The 18,608-nt window shown below is 65.7% G+C and carries 12 protein-coding genes and 1 tRNA gene; 1 reads left to right on the top strand and 12 read right to left on the bottom strand.

What is annotated here, in order from left to right:
* The first annotated feature begins 127 nt into the window (after positions 1–127).
* The gene (locus FHW58_RS01550) at positions 128–841 is read left to right on the top strand and encodes an alpha/beta hydrolase (RefSeq protein WP_179671336.1); all 714 of its coding nucleotides are present in this window, start codon (positions 128–130) and stop codon (positions 839–841) included.
* On the opposite strand, the gene FHW58_RS01555 is transcribed toward FHW58_RS01550, so the two are convergent.
* From FHW58_RS01555 to FHW58_RS01610, 12 genes are all read right to left on the bottom strand, one after another.
* Positions 826–921 (bottom strand) — tRNA-Sec (locus FHW58_RS01555). The genes FHW58_RS01550 and FHW58_RS01555 overlap by 16 nt on opposite strands.
* Before the next feature lie 8 nt (positions 922–929).
* The gene (gene selB / locus FHW58_RS01560) at positions 930–2,828 is read right to left on the bottom strand and encodes a selenocysteine-specific translation elongation factor (RefSeq protein WP_179671337.1); all 1,899 of its coding nucleotides are present in this window, start codon (positions 2,826–2,828) and stop codon (positions 930–932) included.
* Positions 2,825–4,336 carry an L-seryl-tRNA(Sec) selenium transferase gene (gene selA / locus FHW58_RS01565; RefSeq protein WP_179671338.1) on the bottom strand — a complete coding sequence of 504 codons (1,512 nt, stop codon included), beginning with the start codon at positions 4,334–4,336 and terminating at the stop codon, positions 2,825–2,827. Before selA ends, selB begins: the two co-directional genes overlap by 4 nt.
* Positions 4,333–5,340, bottom strand: a complete 1,008-nt coding sequence (fdhE, locus tag FHW58_RS01570; protein WP_179671339.1) for a formate dehydrogenase accessory protein FdhE — start codon at positions 5,338–5,340, stop codon at positions 4,333–4,335. The genes selA and fdhE overlap by 4 nt, the downstream gene beginning before the upstream one ends.
* Positions 5,341–5,415: 75 nt before the next feature.
* Positions 5,416–6,069 carry a formate dehydrogenase subunit gamma gene (locus FHW58_RS01575; RefSeq protein ID WP_179671340.1) on the bottom strand — a complete coding sequence of 218 codons (654 nt, stop codon included), beginning with the start codon at positions 6,067–6,069 and terminating at the stop codon, positions 5,416–5,418.
* Positions 6,066–6,980, bottom strand: a complete 915-nt coding sequence (gene fdxH / locus FHW58_RS01580) for a formate dehydrogenase subunit beta (protein ID WP_179671341.1) — start codon at positions 6,978–6,980, stop codon at positions 6,066–6,068. The genes FHW58_RS01575 and fdxH (FHW58_RS01580) overlap by 4 nt, the downstream gene beginning before the upstream one ends.
* Positions 6,981–6,982: 2 nt before the next feature.
* Positions 6,983–10,051, bottom strand: coding sequence for a formate dehydrogenase-N subunit alpha (gene fdnG, locus FHW58_RS01585; protein ID WP_179671342.1), 3,069 nt, complete (start codon positions 10,049–10,051; stop codon positions 6,983–6,985).
* Positions 10,052–10,208: 157 nt separating this feature from the next.
* Complete coding sequence (locus FHW58_RS01590) at positions 10,209–10,862, bottom strand: formate dehydrogenase subunit gamma (RefSeq protein ID WP_179671343.1); 654 nt, start codon at positions 10,860–10,862, stop codon at positions 10,209–10,211.
* Positions 10,859–11,773 (bottom strand): formate dehydrogenase subunit beta, encoded by a 915-nt coding sequence (fdxH, locus tag FHW58_RS01595; RefSeq protein ID WP_179671344.1) that lies wholly within the window; start codon positions 11,771–11,773, stop codon positions 10,859–10,861. Before fdxH (FHW58_RS01595) ends, FHW58_RS01590 begins: the two co-directional genes overlap by 4 nt.
* Positions 11,774–11,791: 18 nt before the next feature.
* Positions 11,792–14,863 (bottom strand): formate dehydrogenase-N subunit alpha, encoded by a 3,072-nt coding sequence (gene fdnG, locus FHW58_RS01600; RefSeq protein ID WP_179671345.1) that lies wholly within the window; start codon positions 14,861–14,863, stop codon positions 11,792–11,794.
* Positions 14,864–15,000: 137 nt separating this feature from the next.
* Complete coding sequence (locus FHW58_RS01605) at positions 15,001–16,452, bottom strand: histidine phosphatase family protein (protein ID WP_179671346.1); 1,452 nt, start codon at positions 16,450–16,452, stop codon at positions 15,001–15,003.
* A 3-nt stretch (positions 16,453–16,455) separates the two neighbouring features.
* Positions 16,456–18,558, bottom strand: a complete 2,103-nt coding sequence (locus FHW58_RS01610; protein ID WP_179671347.1) for a TonB-dependent siderophore receptor — start codon at positions 18,556–18,558, stop codon at positions 16,456–16,458.
* Between the last annotated feature and the right edge of the window lie 50 nt (positions 18,559–18,608).

Consider the following 18,608-nt stretch of genomic DNA (forward strand, 5'->3'; position numbering starts at 1 on the left):
TGTTTTATTAAAATGGAAATCAATGTTTCCTTAAATCATTCTATCACTGAATTAAAAAATTCCGTGCGGCAACAGATCGTTTATTACTTTTATTTACAAAGTAGAGTGGCTTGAGTAGGCTGTTGCCATGACGACCATTCTTGATTTCGACGTGCCGTTCGACGGCCATGTGCTGAAGGCCGACCACTATGTCGGCAGCGACAGCAACCGCATCCTCTACCTGCACGGCGCCGGCAACAGCACCCGGCACAGCCATCGCCTGCTGCGCAGCGCGCTGCAGCGGCGCGGCCTGGGCAGCGTGTGCTTTGACGCCATCGGCCATGGCGAGACGGGCGGCACGTTCGCGCTGTCGTCGGTGGCCAGCCGCACGCGGCAGGCGCAGGCGGTGCTGGCGGCATCCGCCCTGACGCAGCCGCTGGTGGTGTTTGGCAGCAGCATGGGCGCCTACAACGCCATCCGCCTGACCGAACAGCACCATATCGACGGGCTGGTGCTGATCGTGCCGGGCGTGTACACGCCGCCTGCCTACGAGGTGCCGTTCGGGCCGGATTTCTCGGCCGTGATCCGCCGCGAGCGCAGCTGGGCGGACAGCGACGCCTGGGACATCCTGTCGCGCTTCGAGGGCCGGCTGCTGGTCCTGCACGCCGAGCACGACGCCACCATCCCGCTGGAGATCTCCGAACGGCTGTACGGCGCGGCCACGCGCGCCCGCTCGCGCCAGTTGTACGTGGTGCCCGGCGCCGAGCACAACCGTCTGTGGGCGTTGCTGGCCGAAACGCCGGCCGACTTCGAGGCGGCGTTGGCCATGGTGGTGGGAGTGATCGATGGCGGAAGGCAGTAGGAGTCGAACTTACGAGGGAGCGGCTGACGCCCCCCACCGGGTTTGAAGCCCGGCCCCATCACCGGATGAGTATGCCTTCCGTGGTGCTTTAACTGTGATACGACCACACGGTGTTCGGTCGTATCAGGTGGATGTTGCCAACCCGGCGAGTATAGCCGACCCGGTCAAAGAACTCCAAGATCTGAATCGCGCGCTTGCGTCCCAGGCCGGTGGCGTCGCGGAACGACGCCGCCTGCACCTCGGGCAGCGTGGCCACCAGCCGCGCCAGTTCGTCCAGCCGCTGAGGATGATAGAACAGGTCCTTCACCACCTGGCTCAGTTCCCCGGTCTTGGACAGCTTGAGCAGCAGGCGCCGCACCTCGGCCTCCGGCATATGGTGCTCGCGCATCAGCTCGCGGACCCAGGGCGGATCGAAGCCGCCGGCCAGCAGCGACGCCAGCAGCGGCGCCACCGCCGCCTGTTCCGCCGCGCTCAGCTCCACGCTGTGCTCGGGCAGGTGCAGGCTGCGGCCGCGCTGGCGGATCGCGCCGCTGGCCAGCAGCGTGTCCACCAGCCGGCTCCACAAGCGGTCTTCCATGTCCGGCGACACGATGCGCTTCAGGCGCCACAGCTCCGGCCCGGCATCGTCCGGCGCGCGCGCGTGGAATTCGGCCAGCGCGGCCAGGATGCGCGCTTGCAGCGCCCGCACCTCGGCCGCCGCGATCAGCAGCTTGTCGCCGCCTTGCAGGCCGACCTCCTCGGTGCCCGGCGGCGCGCTGATCCGGTCCGCCGGCAGTTGCGACAGGCGCACCAGCGTCGACACGCGCAGGCCCAGCGGACCGCGCGCCAGCAGCGCGCCGATGTCGCCATTGGCGATGTAATCGGCCAGCGCGTCCAGCCACGCCAGCCGCGCCGGGCTGCGCCGCTTGCGCGCCGGCCCGAATGGATCGAGCACCATGCCGCCGCCGATGGTGGCGGTGGCTTGGGCGTTGCGGATCACGAAGCGGTCGCCCGGCACGGCGTGCACCGGCGCGTCCAGCACCAGCTGCACGCGGCCGCTGCGGCCGGGCGCCAGCACCTCGTCATCCAGCAGCACCACGTTGGCGGTGTGGTGCGCGGCGCCCAGGTGCACGTGCACCGGCGACCATGGCTTGAGCGTCAGGCCGCAGTCCGGCGTCAGCGTCAGGTGCACGTCCACGCGCTCGGAGCAGGCGGCCAGTTGCGGCGCCACGATCCAGGTCCCGCGCGCGATGTCGTCCTTGCCGACGCCGCTCAGGTTCAGGGCCAGGCGCTGCCCCGCGCGGCCGAGGTCGGACGCGCGGTTCTGCGCGTGAATGCTGCGCACGCGCGCCTCCTGTCCGCCGGGCGCCAGTTGCAAGGTGTCGCCCACGCGCACCGAGCCCGCCAGCGCGGTGCCGGTGACGATGGTGCCCTGGCCGGACAGCGTGAACACGCGGTCCACGCCCAGGCGGAACAGGCGCCGCTCGTCGTTGGCCGGCAGCGTGGCGGCGATCTGCGCCAGGTGGTGCAGCAGCGCGCGCACGCCGGCGTCGCCTTCGACGGTGGCGTTGGTGCGGAAAATCCGCGCGCCGGCGAAATCGGTGGGCGCGAGCAGGGCGTTGATCTCGCTTTCCAGTTGCTCCAGCCGGTCGGGGTCGGCGCGGTCGATCTTGGTCATGGCCACCGCGCCGCGCTTCACGCCCAGCAGGCGCAGGATGGCGAGGTGCTCCAGCGTTTGCGGCATGATGCCGTCGTCGGCCGCGATCACCAGCAGCGCGGCGTCGATGCCGGTCACGCCGGCCGCCATGGTGCGGATGAATTTCTCGTGGCCCGGCACGTCGATCACGCCGAGGATGTCGCCGCCTTCCAGCGGCGCGTAGGCGTAGCCCAGCTCAATCGAGATGCCGCGCGCTTTTTCTTCCTTGAGGCGATCGGTGTCGACGCCGGTGAGGGCGCGCGTCAGCGTGGTCTTGCCGTGGTCGATGTGTCCTGCGGTGCCGACGATCATGCTGCCAGCAGCCCCAGTTGTTCGATGAAACGCTGCTGCTGATAGTCCTGCAGGCAGCGCAGATCGAGCCACAGCGCGTCCTGCGCCACGCGGCCGATCACCGGCAGCGGCAGGGCGCGCAGCCGCTGTTCCAGCACGCCCAGCGCGTTGCTGACGCGGCCCGTGGCGGCCGGGCGGATCACCAGGCCGTGACTTGGCAACTGGTCCACCGGCAAGGCGCCGCTGCCGATCTGGCTGAACATCGCCTCGTCGGTCACCTCGTAGCCGGCGCCCAGCGCGGCCTGCAACTGCGGCAGGATGGCCTGCGCCTGCGCGCGCATGTCGGCGGCGGGGCGGGTCAGCAGCTTGAGGGTGGTCAGGCGTTCCGGCAGCAGGTCCGGGGCGCGGTACAGCGCCAGTACCGGCTCCAGCGCGGCCAGCGTCAGTTTGCCGACGCGCAGCGCGCGCTTCAGCGGATTCTTTTTGATTTGCGCGATCAGGTCCTTGCGGCCAACGATGATGCCGCACTGCGGGCCGCCCAGCAGCTTGTCGCCGCTGAAGGTCACCAGGTCGGCGCCGCCCTCGATGGTTTCGCGCACCGTGGTTTCGTGCGGCAGGCCATACTGTTCAAGATCCACCAGCGTGCCGCTGCCCAGGTCCACCGCCAGCGGAATATTGTGCTTCTTCGACAGCGGCGCCAGTTCCTCCAGCTCGATGCTCTTGGTGAAGCCGGTGATGGCGTAATTGCTGGTGTGGACCTTCATCATCAGCGCGGTGTTCGGGCCGGCCGCTTCGTCGTAGTCCTTCAGGTGGGTGCGGTTGGTGGCGCCCACTTCGCGCAGCACGGCGCCGGCGCGCGTCATCACGTCCGGAATGCGGAAGGCGCCGCCGATTTCCACCAGCTCGCCGCGCGAGACGATGACCTCTTTGCCCAGGGCCACGGTGTTCAGCATCAGCAGCACGGCGGCGGCGTTGTTGTTGACGATGGTGGCCGCTTCGGCGCCGGTCAGTTCCAGCAGCAGTTCTTCGATCAGGTTGTCGCGGTCACCGCGCTTGCCGGTGTCGATGTCCCATTCCAGGTTCATCGGCCAGCGCATCGCGTCCACCACCGCCTGCACGGCGGCGTCGGGCAGCAGGGCGCGGCCCAGGTTGGTGTGCAGCACGGTGCCGGTCAGGTTGAACACGGGCCGCAGCGGCGAGGTGTTTTGTTCCTCCAGCCGCGCCGCCAGCATCGCTAGCAGCGACGGGATGCTGGTGTCCGGCGCGCCCGCCGTCGCCACCGCCACCGCCGTGTCGCCGCCTTCGCGCGCGGCCAGCAGCATGGCGCGCAGTTCGGCCAGCAGCGCGCGCGCCGCTTCCAGCGTCTGCACGCGGCCATAGGCGGCGATCAGCGGCTCGCAGCCGGCGTCGGACAGGACCAGGTGGACGGCCGGCAGGCGGATGGCGCCGGCGGGCGCGCCGCTGGCCGCCACGGCGCCACGCAGCGTGGTGTCGGCCTTGCTCCCGTCGCGGGCGGAGTGCTCGCTCATTCGGCGTTAAACCACAGCAGGGGATTGCCGCTGGCGCGCGAATAACCGGCTTCGCCGACCAGCAGGTCCAGCGCCAGGCTGGCCAGATCGTCCGCCAGCGGCTCGACGTGGTAGTCGTGCTCCTGGTTGAAGATCTTGCGGTAGGTGTGGCACTCGTCACAGGTCTCGGCGCGCGCGACCCGGCTTGGGTCGTTGGCCTTGTTGACCGGCTCCTGCGGATCGGCCGCTTCCTGCGCGCCTTCCGCCTCGATGCTCTGGTACGAGATCTTGGCGGTGCTCTCGCAGGTGGTGCACTTCACGCGCACCATGTGCCATTCGCTGGAGCAGCAAGCGCATTGCAGGTAGCGGTAGCCTTGCGACTGGCCGCCGATGCGGATCACGCTGGCCACCGGATGGGCGCCGCACACCGGGCACAGGGTGTTGGTCACCAGCGGCTGCACGCGCTTGGCGTCCAGCTGGCTGGCGCGCATGGTCCACATGGCTTGCAGGGCCGCGGCCACGAACGGCGCGTGCAGCGGATGCACGCCCTCGGTCAGCTCGGCCAGCACGGCGTCGGCGCAGCCTTCCAGCTGGGCGCTGTCCAGCGCGCGCAGTTCGGCCAGCACGGTGGCAAGCTGCGGCTGGCTGGCCGCCAGCCCATCCAGATGATCGAGGATGGCGTCGAACACGCGGCGCCAGGTGGCCGGGCGCTGGCCGCTGACCGGCAGCGGCGGCATGTGGTGGTCGATCGCCAGGTCGATGCTGGCGGCATCCGGCAGGGCGAAGGTGTCGGCCGGCAGCGTGCGGATCACGGCCGCCTGGGCGTCCACCAGCGCCGCCATCATCAGCAGATAGCCCTGCATGGTATCGCCGACCGGGATACCCTTGATTTGATTATCCGCCAACTGGCGCAGGCGCGCGGCGCGCGCAGCGAACAGGCTGCGTGCTTCGGGGAGCAGCAGGCGCGGAATGGCGGTGTGGTCGAGCGACTCGATTTCGCCCGGTTCAAGCAAACGTTGTACCAAAAATATCTCCTTTGCCGGTGGCGGAGGGCTGCCGGCTCAAGCGACATTTTAATCGCAAATCGGCGGCCCCGCAGCTTAGTCGCGGGTTTTGCGGACCACTTCCTCAAACCAGCGCGGATGGTGCTTGCGCGCCCACCCGAAGGTGACCGTGCCGCGCACCATGGCGCCGATCGAGCCCTTGACCCACAGGGCCGCGTAAATGTGGACGATGATCGAACAAATGATGCCAAAAGCGCACACCGCGTGCAACAGCGCGGCCGCCCGGATCACAGGAATCGGGAAGTAGAACGCGAAGTAGGCGCGCCAGATCACGATGCCGGACAACAGCAGCCCGCACATGAAGGCGATCAGCGCGTAGAACAGCAGCTTCTGGCCGGCGTTGTACATGCCGATCTTCGGCAGCCTGTCTTCGCGGTTGTTGAGCACATCGCCGATCTGGCGCAGCCACTGCCTGTCGGCGTTGTCGATATGGTTATGATGCCAAAAACGCAGCACCAGCACGCAAAAGGACACGAACATGGTCACGCCCAGGAAGGGATGCAGAATCCGCGTCCACTGGCCGCCGCCGAGGAACATGTACAGCCACGACATCGCCGGATGGAACATGGCGAGGCCGGATACCGCCAGCAGGATGAAGCAGATGGCCGTGATCCAGTGGTTGCTGCGCTCATTCGGCGTGTAGCGCTGGATCAGCGGGTTGCCGTCTTTATCACGATGGTGTGCACTCATTTCGACTCCTCCCGGATGCGTTGTGCCTCGGCCAGTGCTTCGGCTTCGTCGTCCTTCGATACTTCGTTCGGTCCTATGCGCGAGTAGTGGAAGAAGCCCGCCAGCGCGGTCAGGGCGATGCCGGCCAGGGCCAGCGGCTTGGTCAGCCCCTTCCACAGGCCGACGGTGGCGCTGATGCTCGGGTCCTGCTTCAGGCCGTGGTACAGCGACGGCTGGTCGGCGTGGTGCAGCACGTACATCACGTGGGTGCCGCCGACGCCGGCCGGGTCGTACAGGCCGGCGTGTTCGAAGCCGCGCGATTTCAGGTCTTCGATGCGGTCCTCGGCGTGCGCCTTCATGTCTTCCTTGGTGCCGAAGTTGATGGCGCCGGTCGGACAGGTTTTCACGCAGGCCGGTTCCTGGCCCACCGCCACGCGGTCCGAGCACAGCGTGCACTTGTACGCGCGGCTGTCCTGCTTGGAGATGCGCGGCACGTCGAACGGGCAACCGGCGACGCAATAGCCGCAGCCGATGCAGTTCTCCTGGTGGAAGTCGACGATGCCGTTGGTGTACTGGACGATGGCGCCGGGAGACGGGCAGGCTTTCAGGCAGCCCGGGTCCTCGCAGTGCATGCAGCCGTCCTTGCGGATCAGCCATTCGAGGTCGCCCTTGGGATTCTCGTATTCGGTAAAGCGCATCACGGTCCACGACTGCGGCGTCAGGTCGAGCGGATTGTCGTAGACGCCGGTGGTTTCGCCCACCTCGTCGCGCAGGTCGTTCCACTCCATGCAGGCGGTCTGGCAAGCCTTGCAGCCGATGCACTTGGAGACGTCGATCAGTTTGGCCACCGTGCCGGTGACCGGCGTGCGCGCCTGCGTCGGCGTCACCGTGGTGGCGGACAGGCGCTTGATATCGAGTGATTGCATGGACATGATCAGGCCTTCTCCACTTTTACCAGGAACGATTTGTATTCCGGGGTTTGCGAATTGGCGTCGGCGGTCACCGGCGCCAGCGTGTTAATCAGGTAGCCCGGCCGGGTCTGGCCGGTGAAGCCCCACGATGTCGGCAGGCCGACCGTGTGCACCGGCTTGCCTTCAATCGTCAGCACCTTGATCCGTTTGGTGACCACCGCCTTGGCGACGATGTGGCCGCGCTTGGACGACACCCGCACCCGGTCGCCGTGCGCCACGCCCACCTCCCTGGCCAGCGCCTCGCCGATCTCCACAAACTGCTCCGGCTGGACGATGGCGTTGAGGCGCGCGTGCTTGGTCCAGAAGCCAAAGTGCTCGGTCAGGCGGTAGCTGGTGGCCACGTGCGGGAATTCGCTGGCCTTGCCGAGCCGCGCGCGGTCGTTGGGGAACACGCGCGCGCCCGGGTTGCTGGTCGCCAGCGGATTTTTCGGATGCAGCGGGTTGTAGCCGACCGGCGTCTCGAACGGCTCGTAGTGCTCGGGGAAGGGGCCTTCGACGTAGGCGTCGCGGGCGAAGAAACGCGCCACGCCCTCGGCCATCATGATGAAGGCGCCCATGCCGTTCTCCGGCGGTTCGTCCAGCTTGAAGTCCGGCGTGTCCATGCCGGTCCAGCTGCTGCCGTTCCAGCTGATCACCGGGCGTTTCGGGTCGAGCGGCTTGCCGTGCAGGTCGCACGAGGCGCGGTTGTACAGGATGCGGCGGTTGGCCGGCCAGGCCCACGCCCAGTTCAGCGTATTGCCGCTGCCGGTAGGATCGCTGTTGTCGCGGCGCGCCATCTGGTTGCCGGCCTGGGTCCAGGCCCCGCAGAAGATCCAGCAGCCGCTGGCGGTGCTGCCGTCGTCGCGCAGTTGCGCAAAGCTGGACAGTTGTTCGCCTTTTTTCAGCAGCGCCCTGGACGGGTCTTTCGGATCGGCGACGGTTTCCAGCACACTGCCGTTGTATTCGCGCGCCAGCTCCTCCGGCGTCGGCGAGGCCGGATCGGCGTACTTCCACGCCAGGTTGACGATCGGGTCGGCGTAGGCGCCGCCTTCGGCCTGGTACAAGGCCTTCATGCGCAGGTGCAGCTCGGCCATGATGTCGATGTCGCTGCGGCTCTGGTACGGCGCCTCCACGCCTTGCCAGTGCCATTGCAGCACGCGCGAGGACGATACCAGCGAGCCGTTTTCCTCGGCGAAGCAGGTGGTCGGCAGGCGGAACACCTCGGTCTGGATGCTGCCCGGATCGACGTCGTTGAAGTCGCCGTGGTTCTTCCAGAACTCGGCCGTCTCCACGCTCAGCGGGTCCATCACCACCAGGAACTTCAGCTTGGACAGCGCCGCGCTGGTCTTGTTCTTGTCCGGCGCGGAACCCAGCACGTTGAAGCCCTGGGCCAGATAGCCGTTCATCTGGCCGTTGTGCATCAGCTCAATCGCCTGCACCATGTCGTACATCTTGTCCGGTTTCGGCAGGTACTCGTAGGCCCAGTTGTTGTCCTTGGTGGCGGCGTCGCCCCACCAGCTTTTCATGAAGCTGACGTGGAATTTCGGGTAGTTGCTCCAGTAGCTTAGCTGATTCGGGCGCAGCGGCTTGAGCGTGCGCAGCGCCATGTACCTGGCGTAGTCCTGCTCGTCCTCGGCCGGCAGCGTCAGGTAGCCCGGCAGCATGGTCGACAGCAGGCCCAGGTCGGTCAGGCCCTGGATGTTGGAGTGGCCGCGCAGCGCGTTCATGCCGCCGCCCGAGATGCCGATGTTCCCCAGCAGCAGTTGCACCATGCAGGCACTGCGTATCGTCTGCGCGCCGTTCGAGTGGTGCGTCCAGCCCAGCGCGAACAGAATGGTGCCGGCGCGGCCCGGCTTGGCGGTGGAGGCCATGGTGTCGGCCACCAGCAGGAATTTATCGCGCGGCACGCCGCACACGCGCTCCACCAGGTCCACCGTGTAGCGCGCGTAGTGCTTCTTCATCAGCTGGTACACCGAGCGTGGGTGCTGCAGGGTCGGGTCGATTTTGGCGTAGCCGTCGGCGCCCATCTCGTAGTCCCAGCTAACCTTGCTGGTGTAACGGCCTTGGTCCTTGTCGTAGCCGGAATACAGGCCGTCCTCGAAGCTGAAGTCCTCGCGCACGATGAACGCCAGGTCGGTGTTGGCCTTGACGTAGTCGTGGTTGATCTGGTCGGTGGTCAGCAGGTGGTTGATCAGCGCGCCCATGAAGACGATGTCGGTGCCGGTGCGATTCTGCACGTAGTGGTCGGCCACCGAGGCGGTGCGGGTGAAGCGCGGGTCGACCACGATCAGCTTGGCCTTGTTGTGGGCCTTGGCCTCGACCACCCATTTGAAGCCGCACGGGTGGGCCTCGGCCGAGTTGCCGCCCATGGACAGGATCACGTCGGCGTTGCGGATGTCGACCCAGTGGTTGGTCATGGCGCCGCGGCCAAAGGTCGGCTGCAGCGCCGCCACGGTCGGGCCGTGGCACACGCGCGCCTGGTTGTCGAAGGCCAGCATGCCCATGCTGCGCACCACCTTGTGGGTGAGGTAGCCGGCCTCGTTGCTGGCGGCGGAGGCGGCCAGCATGCCGGTGGTCAGCCAGCGGTTGACGATCTTGCCGTCGGCGGTCTTGTGGACGAAGTTGGCATCGCGGTCGGCCTTCATCAGCTTGGCGATGCGGGTCATGGCGTCGTCCCACGAGATGGTCTTCCATTCGCCGCTGCCGGGCGCGCGGTATGCCGGCTCCTTCAGGCGGTGCGGCGAGTGGATGAAATCGATCAGCGAGGCGCCTTTCGGGCACAGCGTGCCGCGGTTGACCGGGTGGTCCGGGTCGCCCTCGATGTGGATGATGCTGGCGACGGCATTCTTGGCGTGGTCGCCCAGGCCGTACATCAGCAGGCCGCAGCCCACCGAGCAGTAAGGGCAGGTGTTGCGGGTTTCGGTGGTGCGGCTCAACTTGTACTGGCGGACTTCCGCCAGCGCGGTGGCCGGCATGAAGCCGAGTGCGGCGATGCTCGACGCGGCGACGGTCGCGCCGGTGACCCGCAGGAATTGGCGCCTGGACATGTGCATGGGTGGCCTCTATCGCGTGATGATGATGTGCGGAGGCTACGCCGGCGCGTCGGCGGCGACTATGTACCGAAAGTATAGTGGGAAATCAGGGAGGGAAAACGACTGAACTTTAGAGAGGGGAAACGGCGCGCCTTTTGGACGCGCCGTGATACTAGTTTCAGTGACGGGACTTGCGGATCACTTCTTCAAACCAGCGCGGATGGTGCTTGCGCGCCCAGCCATAGGTGACGGTGCCGCGCACCATGGCGCCGATCGAGCCCTTGACCCACAGCGCCGCGTAGATGTGCACGATGATCGACATGATCAGCACCGTGGCGCAGAACGCGTGCAGCAGCGCCGCCGCGCGGATCACCGGAATCGGGAAGTAGAACGCGAAGTACGCGCGCCAGATCACGATGCCCGACAACAGCAGACCGATCATGCAGGCAATCAGCACGAAGAACAGGATCTTCTGGCCGGCGTTGTACATGCCGATCTTCGGAAGCTTGTCTTCGCGGTTGTTGAGCACATCGTCCATCTGTTGCATCCACTGCTTGTCGGCGGCGTCGATGTGGTTGTGGTGCCAGAACCGCAGCACCAGCACGGCGAACGAGACGAACATCACCAGCCCGATGAACGGGTGCAGGATGCGCGTCCACTGGCCGCCGCCAAGGAACACCGCCATCCACGACGTCGCCGGATGGAACATGGCGAGGCCGGAGACAGCCAGCAGAATGAAGCAGATGGCCGTGATCCAGTGGTTGCTGCGCTCATTTTTGGTGTAGCGCTGGATCAGCGGGTTGCCGTCCTTGTCGCGGTTGGAGTTGCTCATTTTGCTTCCTCCTTGATGCGTTGGGCCTCGGCCAGGGCTTCGGCTTCTTCATCCTTCGACACTTCGTTCGGACCCACGCGCGAGTAGTGGAACCAGCCGGCCAGCGCGGTCAGGGCGATGCCCGCCAGCGCCAGCGGCTTGGTCAGGCCCTTCCACAGGCCGACGGTGGCGCTGATGCTCGGATCCTGCTTCAGGCCGTGGTACAGCGACGGCTGATCGGCGTGGTGCAGCACGTACATCACGTGCGTGCCGCCGACGCCGGCCGGGTCGTACAGGCCGGCGTTCTGGAAACCGCGCGACTTCAGGTCCTCGATGCGTTCCTCGGCGTGCGTCTTCATGTCCTCCTTGGTGCCAAAGGTGATGGCGCCGGTCGGGCAGGTCTTGACGCAAGCCGGTTCCTGGCCGACGGCCACGCGGTCCGAGCACAGCGTGCACTTGTAGGCGCGGCTGTCCTGCTTGGAGATGCGCGGCACGTCGAACGGGCAGCCGGCCACGCAGTAGCCGCAGCCAATGCAGTTTTCCTGGTGGAAGTCCACAATGCCGTTGGTGTACTGCACGATCGCGCCCGGCGAAGGGCAGGCCTTGAGGCAGCCCGGATCTTCGCAGTGCATGCAGCCGTCCTTGCGGATCAGCCATTCGAGGTCGCCCTTGGTGTTCTCGTATTCCGAGAAGCGCATGACGGTCCACGATTGCGGCGTCAGGTCCAATGGGTTGTCGTAGACGCCGGTGGTTTCACCCACCTCGTCGCGCAGATCGTTCCACTCCATGCAGGCGGTCTGGCAAGCCTTGCAGCCGATGCACTTGGAGACGTCGATCAGTTTGGCCACAGTGCCGGTCACCGGGGTGCGCGCCTGCGGCGGCGTCACCGTGGTGGCGGACATGCGTTTGATATCAAGCGATTGTAATGACATTTCTTATCTCCTCCGGCGTCAGGCTTTTTCCACTTTCACCAGGAACGATTTCGATTCCGGTGTCTGCGAATTGCCGTCACCCACGGTCGGTGTCAGCGTGTTGACCAGGTAGCCCGGTTTGGTGAGCCCCTTGAAGCCGAAGTTGATCGGCAGGCCGACGTGGTGCATCGGTTTGCCGTCGATGGTCAGTTGCTTGAGACGCTTGGTCACCACCGCCTTGGCGATGATGTAGCCGCGCTTGGACGACACCTTGACCCGGTCGCCATGCACCACGCCCACCTCCTTGGCCAGCGCGTCGCCGATTTCGACGAACTGCTCCGGCTGGATGATGGAGTTCAGGCGCGCGTGCTTGGTCCAGAAGTGGAAGTGCTCGGTCAGGCGGTAGCTGGTGGCCGCGTGCGGGAACTCGTCCTTCTTGCCCAGTTTCTTGCGGTCGTTCGGGAACATCCGGCCGGCCGGGTTGTTGAAGGCCTTCGGATTGTTCGGGTGCAGCGGGTTGTGCCCGATCGGCGACTCGAACGGCTCGTAGTGTTCCGGGAACGGACCCTCGGCCATCGCGTCACGCGAGAAGAAGCGTGCCACGCCCTCGGCCAGCATGATGAACGGGCCCATGCCGTTTTCCGGCGGTTCGTCCACCTTGTAGTCCGGCACGTCGGCGCCGCCCCAGGTGGCGCCGTTCCACGAGATCAGCTTGCGGCTCGCGTCCCACGGCTTGCCTTGCGGGTCGCACGAGGCGCGGTTGTACAGCACGCGGCGGTTGGCCGGCCAGGCCCACGCCCAGTTCAGCGTGTTGCCGATGCCGGTCGGGTCGCTGTTGTCGCGGCGGCCCATCTGGTTGCCGGCGGCGGTCCAGGAACCGGCGAAGATCCAGCAACCGCAGGCGGTGCTGCCGTCGTCCTTGAGCTGCGCGAAGCCGGCCAGCTGTTCATTCTTCTTCAGAATGACCTTGGTCGGATCCTTCGGATCGGTGATTTCCTTCAGCGCTTTACCGTTGAATTCCATCGCCAGCTCTTCCGGCGTCGGCGAGTGCGGCTGGGCGTAGTTCCAGGTCAGGTTGACGATCGGATCGGGGAACTTGCCGCCCTCGGTCTGGTACGCCTTCTTCATGCGCAGGAAGATGCCCGACATGATTTCCAGGTCGCTGCGCGCCTGGCCTGGCGGCTCGGCGCCTTGCCAGTGCCACTGCAGCACGCGCGACGACGACACCAGCGAGCCGCGTTCTTCCGCGAAGCACGAGGTCGGCAGGTTGAACACCTCGGTCTGGATCGCGGCCGGGTCGACCTTGTGGAAGTCGCCGTGCGGTTTCCAGAATTCCGACGTTTCGGTCTGCAGCGGGTCCATGATGACCAGCCACTTCAGCTTGGACAGGCCGTCGGTGATCTTCTGCTTGTCCGGGCCGGAGGCCAGGATGTTGAAGCCCTGGCAGATGTAACCGGTCATCTTGCCCTGGTTCATCAGCTCGAAGGCCTGCATCATGTCGTACGGCTTGTCCAGCTTGGGCAAGTAGTCGAAGGCCCACTTGTTCTCTTCGGTCGCGTGGTCGCCCCACCACGACTTCATGAACGACACCAGGAACTTCTTCGAGTTGCTGTAGTAGCTCAGCTGGTTAGGACGCAGCGGCTTCAGCGCGCGCTTGGCCACGAACGCATCCCAGTCCTGCTCCGCCTCGCTAGGCAGGCTCAGGTAGCCCGGCAGCATATTGGTCAGCAGGCCGAGGTCGGTCAGACCCTGGATGTTGGAGTGACCGCGCAGCGCGTTCATGCCGCCGCCGGCGATCCCCATGTTACCCAGCAGCAGCTGCACCATGGCGCCGGTGCGCAGCGTTTCCGCGCCGGTCGAGTGCTGGGTCCAGCCCAGGGCGTACAGGATGGTGGCGGCACGGCCCGGCACGGCGGTCGAGGCCAGCGCTTCGGCCACCAGGTGGAACTTCTCTGGCGGCACGCCGCAGGCCTTCTCCACCATCTCTGGCGTGTAGCGCGCGTAGTGCTTCTTCATCAGCTGGTACACGCAGCGCGGGTGCTGCAGCGTCGGGTCGACCTTGGCATAGCCGTCGTCGCCCATCTCGTAGTTCCAGCTGGTTTTGTCGGTGTACTTGTTCTTTTCGTCGTCCCAGCCCGAATACAGGCCATCGTTGAAGGCGAAATCTTCGCGCACGATGAACGGCATGTCCGTGTAGTTGCGGACGTATTCGTGTTGGATCTTATCGTTGGTGAGCAGGTAGTTGATGATACCGCCCAGGAAAACGATGTCCGCACCGGTACGGGTAGGGACGTAATGGTCCGCCACCGAAGCGGTTCGGGTAAAGCGCGGATCGACCACGATCAGCTTGGCGCCGCGATGCGCTTTCGCTTCCGTGACCCATTTAAAGCCGCAAGGGTGTGCTTCTGCTGCGTTGCCGCCCATGACCAGGATGACATCAGCATTCTTGATGTCGACCCAGTGATTCGTCATCGCACCACGTCCAAATGTCGAGGCAAGACCTGCCACCGTTGGACCGTGTCAAACACGTGCTTGGTTGTCGAATGGGAGCATGCCGGTGGCACGCATCGTTTTATGGGTTAAATAGCCGACTTCGTTGCTGGCCGCCGAGGCGCACAGCATGCCGGTGGTAGTCCAGCGGTTGACGGTTTTGCCGTCTTCGGTCTTTTCGACGAAGTTGGCGTCGCGGTCAGCCTTCATCAGTTTGGCGATGCGGTTGAGCGCCTCATCCCACGACATCGGGCTCCATTCGGTCGCCCCGGGGGCGCGGTACTGCGGCGCCAGCAAGCGGTTCGGCGAGTGGATGAAGTCGATCAGCGAAGCGCCTTTCGGGCACAGCGTGCCGCGGTTGACCGGGTGGTCGGCGTCGCCTTCAATGTGGATGATGCTGGCGGTGGCGTTCTTGGCGCCGTCGCCCAGGCCGTACATCAGGATGCCGCAACCGACGGAGCAGTAAGGGCAGGTGTTGCGGGTTTCGGTACTGCGCGACAGCTTGTACTGCCGGACTTCGGCCAGGGCCGTTGCCGGCGCAAAGCCGAGTAGCGCAATGCTCGAACCCGCGATGGTCGCGCCGGTTACCCGAAGGAACTGGCGTCTCGACATCTGGTTCATGGAATACCTCTCTAGTTTGTCTAATGACCACACCAGTTTATCATTCCACAGGGCACTACCGCGAGTGCTGTTTTGTATTAATTGTTGCTATCTTATGGGAGGCGCCTTTTGGTATAGCTGAATTGATAATTTTTATGTTATCTGTAACAACGTTTCAACTGGGCGTAGTCATAGAAGTAGCGGCTGCCGGCCACGCGGGCGCCGTCGCAGGCCGGCTTGAACGCGGTTTCGCGCTCGTTGTACAGCATGCGCACCAGCGTGCCGCCGGCGGCGTTTTGATACAGCTCCCACTGGATATTGGCCGCCATCGGCGCGACCTGGTCGCCGCGCCAGGGGTTGTTATCGTAACTATAAGTCGCCGCGCGCGGCAACTGTTCCGCCATGCCGCTCAGGCCAAGGGCGCTGGCGAAGGGGATGATGATTTCGGCGTGCGCGAAGCGCAGCTTGGCCAGGTGCGCGCGGCCGCCGGCGGCGATGGCGTCCGCCTCGGCGAAGAAATCGTCCAGCAGCGGAGCGGCCATGCGCCAGGTGACGTCGCCGTTCTCGCCGATGGCGGGACCTTTTTCATAGAACGCGACCGCGTCCTCGGCCTCCGCATACACGCGCGCCTGCGCCGTCTCGATGTAGCGGGTGAAGTCGGCATGCAATTCGGCCCGCATGTCGGCCGCGGCGGCGTACATGTCAAACAGCGCCAGCGCGGCGTCGATGGCGCTGGCGATGCGGGTCTCGCCGTCGCCGGTGAGACGGGCAGTGAACTGGCCGTCCGCGCTGGTGTAAGTGCGGCTGCCGGTGTTGGCGGCGCTGACGCGGCCCTGGTCCAGCGCGGCGATGAAGTCAGGCGTGAACAGCCCGCCGAGCGTCGCCAGCGCGGCGGCATGCAGCCGCGGCGCGGCGTGGATGGCGGCCTTGCGGGCTGTCAGCTCGCCGCTCTTGTTCCACTGCTGGTAGGCCAGCGTGGCCGGCGGCACTTGCGCATCCTGGCTGGCGTTCAGTTTGTGGAAGTACAGCGTGGGGCGGTCGATGGCGGTGTCGAACAGCGGCGCCAGGCCTGGCTGCCGGGCGATCAGCGAACGGCTGAAGAACCAGGCGCTGTCCGCCGCCCGGTCCTTGCCGGAACTGCGCACCACGATGCGGCGCCGCTGCGTCTCGGCGTCGCGGAACAGCGCTGGCAGGCGGCCGATCATGCGCTGCGCCAGGCCGGTATGCTCGTCCACGCCCTGCAGGGTTTCGTTGCCGTAGCCTGGCTTGCCGATGCCCTCCACGCCATAGCCGAGCAGCGCGTTGGCCTTCATCATCGCCTCCAGGTCGGCGCCCAGCCGCTGCCCGAGCGGCGACAGCGCGTCCCGCTGGCGCGCCAGCTGCCACAGGTTGTACAGCGCCAGATCCGTCTTGAAGCTGCTCAGGCCCCGCGAGCCGTGGCGCGCCAGCATTTGCACGTACACCGCCGTGTAGCCGGCGGGCGCCGCCTCATAACTGGCGCTGGCCTGTTGCGGCGCGTAGGGCGTCTTGGTCTGATAAAACGGCTCGCCGCGGGCGTGCGACAACAGCAGGGACAACGCGGCGCCGGCCGCAAGACGGAGTGGTTTCATACCTTAGAAGTCTACGCGAACATTGACGCTGGCGGTGCGCGGCGCGCCGATGTTCAGGTAGCCTTCCTGGTAGTACGTCCAGTATTTGCGGTTGGCGATGTTGGAGATATTCGCGCGCACGCTGATCATCTTGCCGAAGTAGCGGTGACGGTAGTTGAAGCCCGCGTCGAACAGCGTGTAGGCGGGCAGCGTGTTGATATTGCCGGCGTCCACCGGCAGTTCGCCCAGGTACTGCGAGCCGGCGTGCAGCGCCAGGCCAGGCAGCACCTCGCGCCAGGTCGCCTGAATCGACGCCTGGCGGCGCGGCGCGCCCACCGCGCGCTTGCCGCTGTAGCCCGGCGCGGCGTCTTCCAGCGTCGCATCCAGCAGCATGATGCCGCCTTCGATCGACACGTTCTTCGCCGCCTGCACCACGCTGTTCAGTTCCAGGCCGTTGTACTTGGACTGGCCATCCGCCACGTAGACGTTGGCGGCATTGGTGTACTGCGCGCCGCGCTCGATGTGGAACAGGGCGGCGGTGGCGTTCCACCTACTGCGCTCGGTCTTCAGGCCGGCTTCCGTCTGCTTGCTCTTGATCGGGGCGAAGGTCTGATTGGCGTTGACGGTGGAGGTGGGGGCGTTTGCCGCCTGCTCCAGCGCCTCGACGTAGCTGGCGTACAGCGTGGTGTCGGCGGCCGGCTTGAACATCAGCGCCACGGTCGGCGTGGTCTTGTTGGCCGGGTAGCTGGCGGTCAGCGCGCCCTTGGTCGAATAGGCGTTGTCGGTGAAGCGCGTGTAGCGCGCGCCGGCCACCAGCTTCCACTGGTCATTGAAGGTCAGCGTATCGCTGGCGAACAGCGCCTCCTGGCGCGTGGCTTCGTCGCGGTAAGTGCCGCCGCTGTAGTTGACGGTGGCCGCGCTGTAGATGGTTGGCGCGTACAGGTTGCCGGTGCCGATCTTCACTTTTGGCGTGACCACCGACGAGGTGGACGCGAGGTTCTGCGACATCAGGCCCAGGACCACCTCGTGGCCCATGCCGGCCACATCGAACTGGCCGTTGACGGTGGCCTGCACCTGATCGAAGTGGTAGGCGTGCAGTTCCGAGGTGATGCGGTCGTAGTAGTTGGCCTTGTTGTCGGTGATGTAGTACTGGTCCTTCTTGTACACGCGGGTGGAGTCCGAGGTGCGGTAGGAGGCGTTGGCGGTCCAGTTGGGCGCCAGGCGGTACTCGATGCCGGTGGTGGCCAGCGTGTATTCAACGTCGCTGCCGGCACCGATGCTATTCAGCTTGGCGTCGCCGTCGAGTGGCTCGGGGATCTTGAAGCCTTGCAGGATGATGTCCGTGCCGCCCACGGTGTGGCGGCGCTGGTAGATCGCGTCGTAGGTCAGGGCCAGGTCCCTGGTCACGCGCCATTCCAGATTCAGGCCGGCGGCATTGCGTTTGAGCGAGCCGCTTTCCTGTTTGACGTCGCCGTCCTCGTGCACCAGGTTCAGGCGGTAGCCGAAGCTGTCGTCTTCGCCCAGGCGGCCGCCGGTGTCGATATGTTCCTTGATCGCGCCGCCCTCCTGGTAGCCCAGCGCCGCGCTGAAGGTTTTGGCGGTGGTCGGGCGCTTGGTCACGTAGTTGATGATGCCGCCCGGCGAACCGAAGCCGTACATGTAGCCGGTCAGGCCTTTCAGCGCCTCCACGCTTTCAAACATTTCCAGCGGCATCTCGGTGCCGCGGTTGATGTTGGCCAGGCCGTTGACCTTGTAGCCGTTCAGGTCATCGAGGCGCAGGCCGCGCATCTGGATGGTGGCGGGGTGGGTGGAGATGGGCGGCGAGATCGCGGTGACGGAGGCGTCGTACTTCAGCACTTCGGAAATGCTGGTGGCCAGGCGGTCCTCGATTTCATCGCTGGAGACGGCCTTGGTGGAGAAAGGCGTATCCAGTTCCGACTTTCGGCCCAGCGCGCCGGCGCTCACGGCATCGCCGAGCTTTTTCTTCTCGACGGTGGCTTTGACTTCGACCGTGGACAGCGCGCCACCGGCGTCTTCCGCCATGGCGGAGAAGTGGAGGGCGCACAGGCCGGCAGCGGCCAGGGCGAGATGCAGGCGGGATGGGGTGCAAGGGTTTTTCGATGACATGGGAAGGGGATCTGGGGGTAAAAGCCCGTTATCCTATTGACCATCTGTGA

It is taken from the genome of Duganella sp. 1224 (genome assembly GCF_013408245.1).
Classification (GTDB): Bacteria; Pseudomonadota; Gammaproteobacteria; order Burkholderiales; family Burkholderiaceae_D; genus Rugamonas.

Coding starts and splice junctions, on each gene's coding strand:
- fdnG (WP_179671342.1), bottom strand. CDS start 10,051: ATGCACATGTCCAGGCGCCAATTCCTGCGGGTCACCGGCGCGACCGTC.
- FHW58_RS01605 (WP_179671346.1), bottom strand. CDS start 16,452: ATGAAACCACTCCGTCTTGCGGCCGGCGCCGCGTTGTCCCTGCTGTTG.
- FHW58_RS01590 (WP_179671343.1), bottom strand. CDS start 10,862: ATGAGCAACTCCAACCGCGACAAGGACGGCAACCCGCTGATCCAGCGC.
- FHW58_RS01575 (WP_179671340.1), bottom strand. CDS start 6,069: ATGAGTGCACACCATCGTGATAAAGACGGCAACCCGCTGATCCAGCGC.
- fdxH (WP_179671344.1), bottom strand. CDS start 11,773: ATGTCATTACAATCGCTTGATATCAAACGCATGTCCGCCACCACGGTG.
- fdxH (WP_179671341.1), bottom strand. CDS start 6,980: ATGTCCATGCAATCACTCGATATCAAGCGCCTGTCCGCCACCACGGTG.
- selB (WP_179671337.1), bottom strand. CDS start 2,828: ATGATCGTCGGCACCGCAGGACACATCGACCACGGCAAGACCACGCTG.
- FHW58_RS01550 (WP_179671336.1), top strand. CDS start 128: ATGACGACCATTCTTGATTTCGACGTGCCGTTCGACGGCCATGTGCTG.
- FHW58_RS01610 (WP_179671347.1), bottom strand. CDS start 18,558: ATGTCATCGAAAAACCCTTGCACCCCATCCCGCCTGCATCTCGCCCTG.
- selA (WP_179671338.1), bottom strand. CDS start 4,336: ATGAGCGAGCACTCCGCCCGCGACGGGAGCAAGGCCGACACCACGCTG.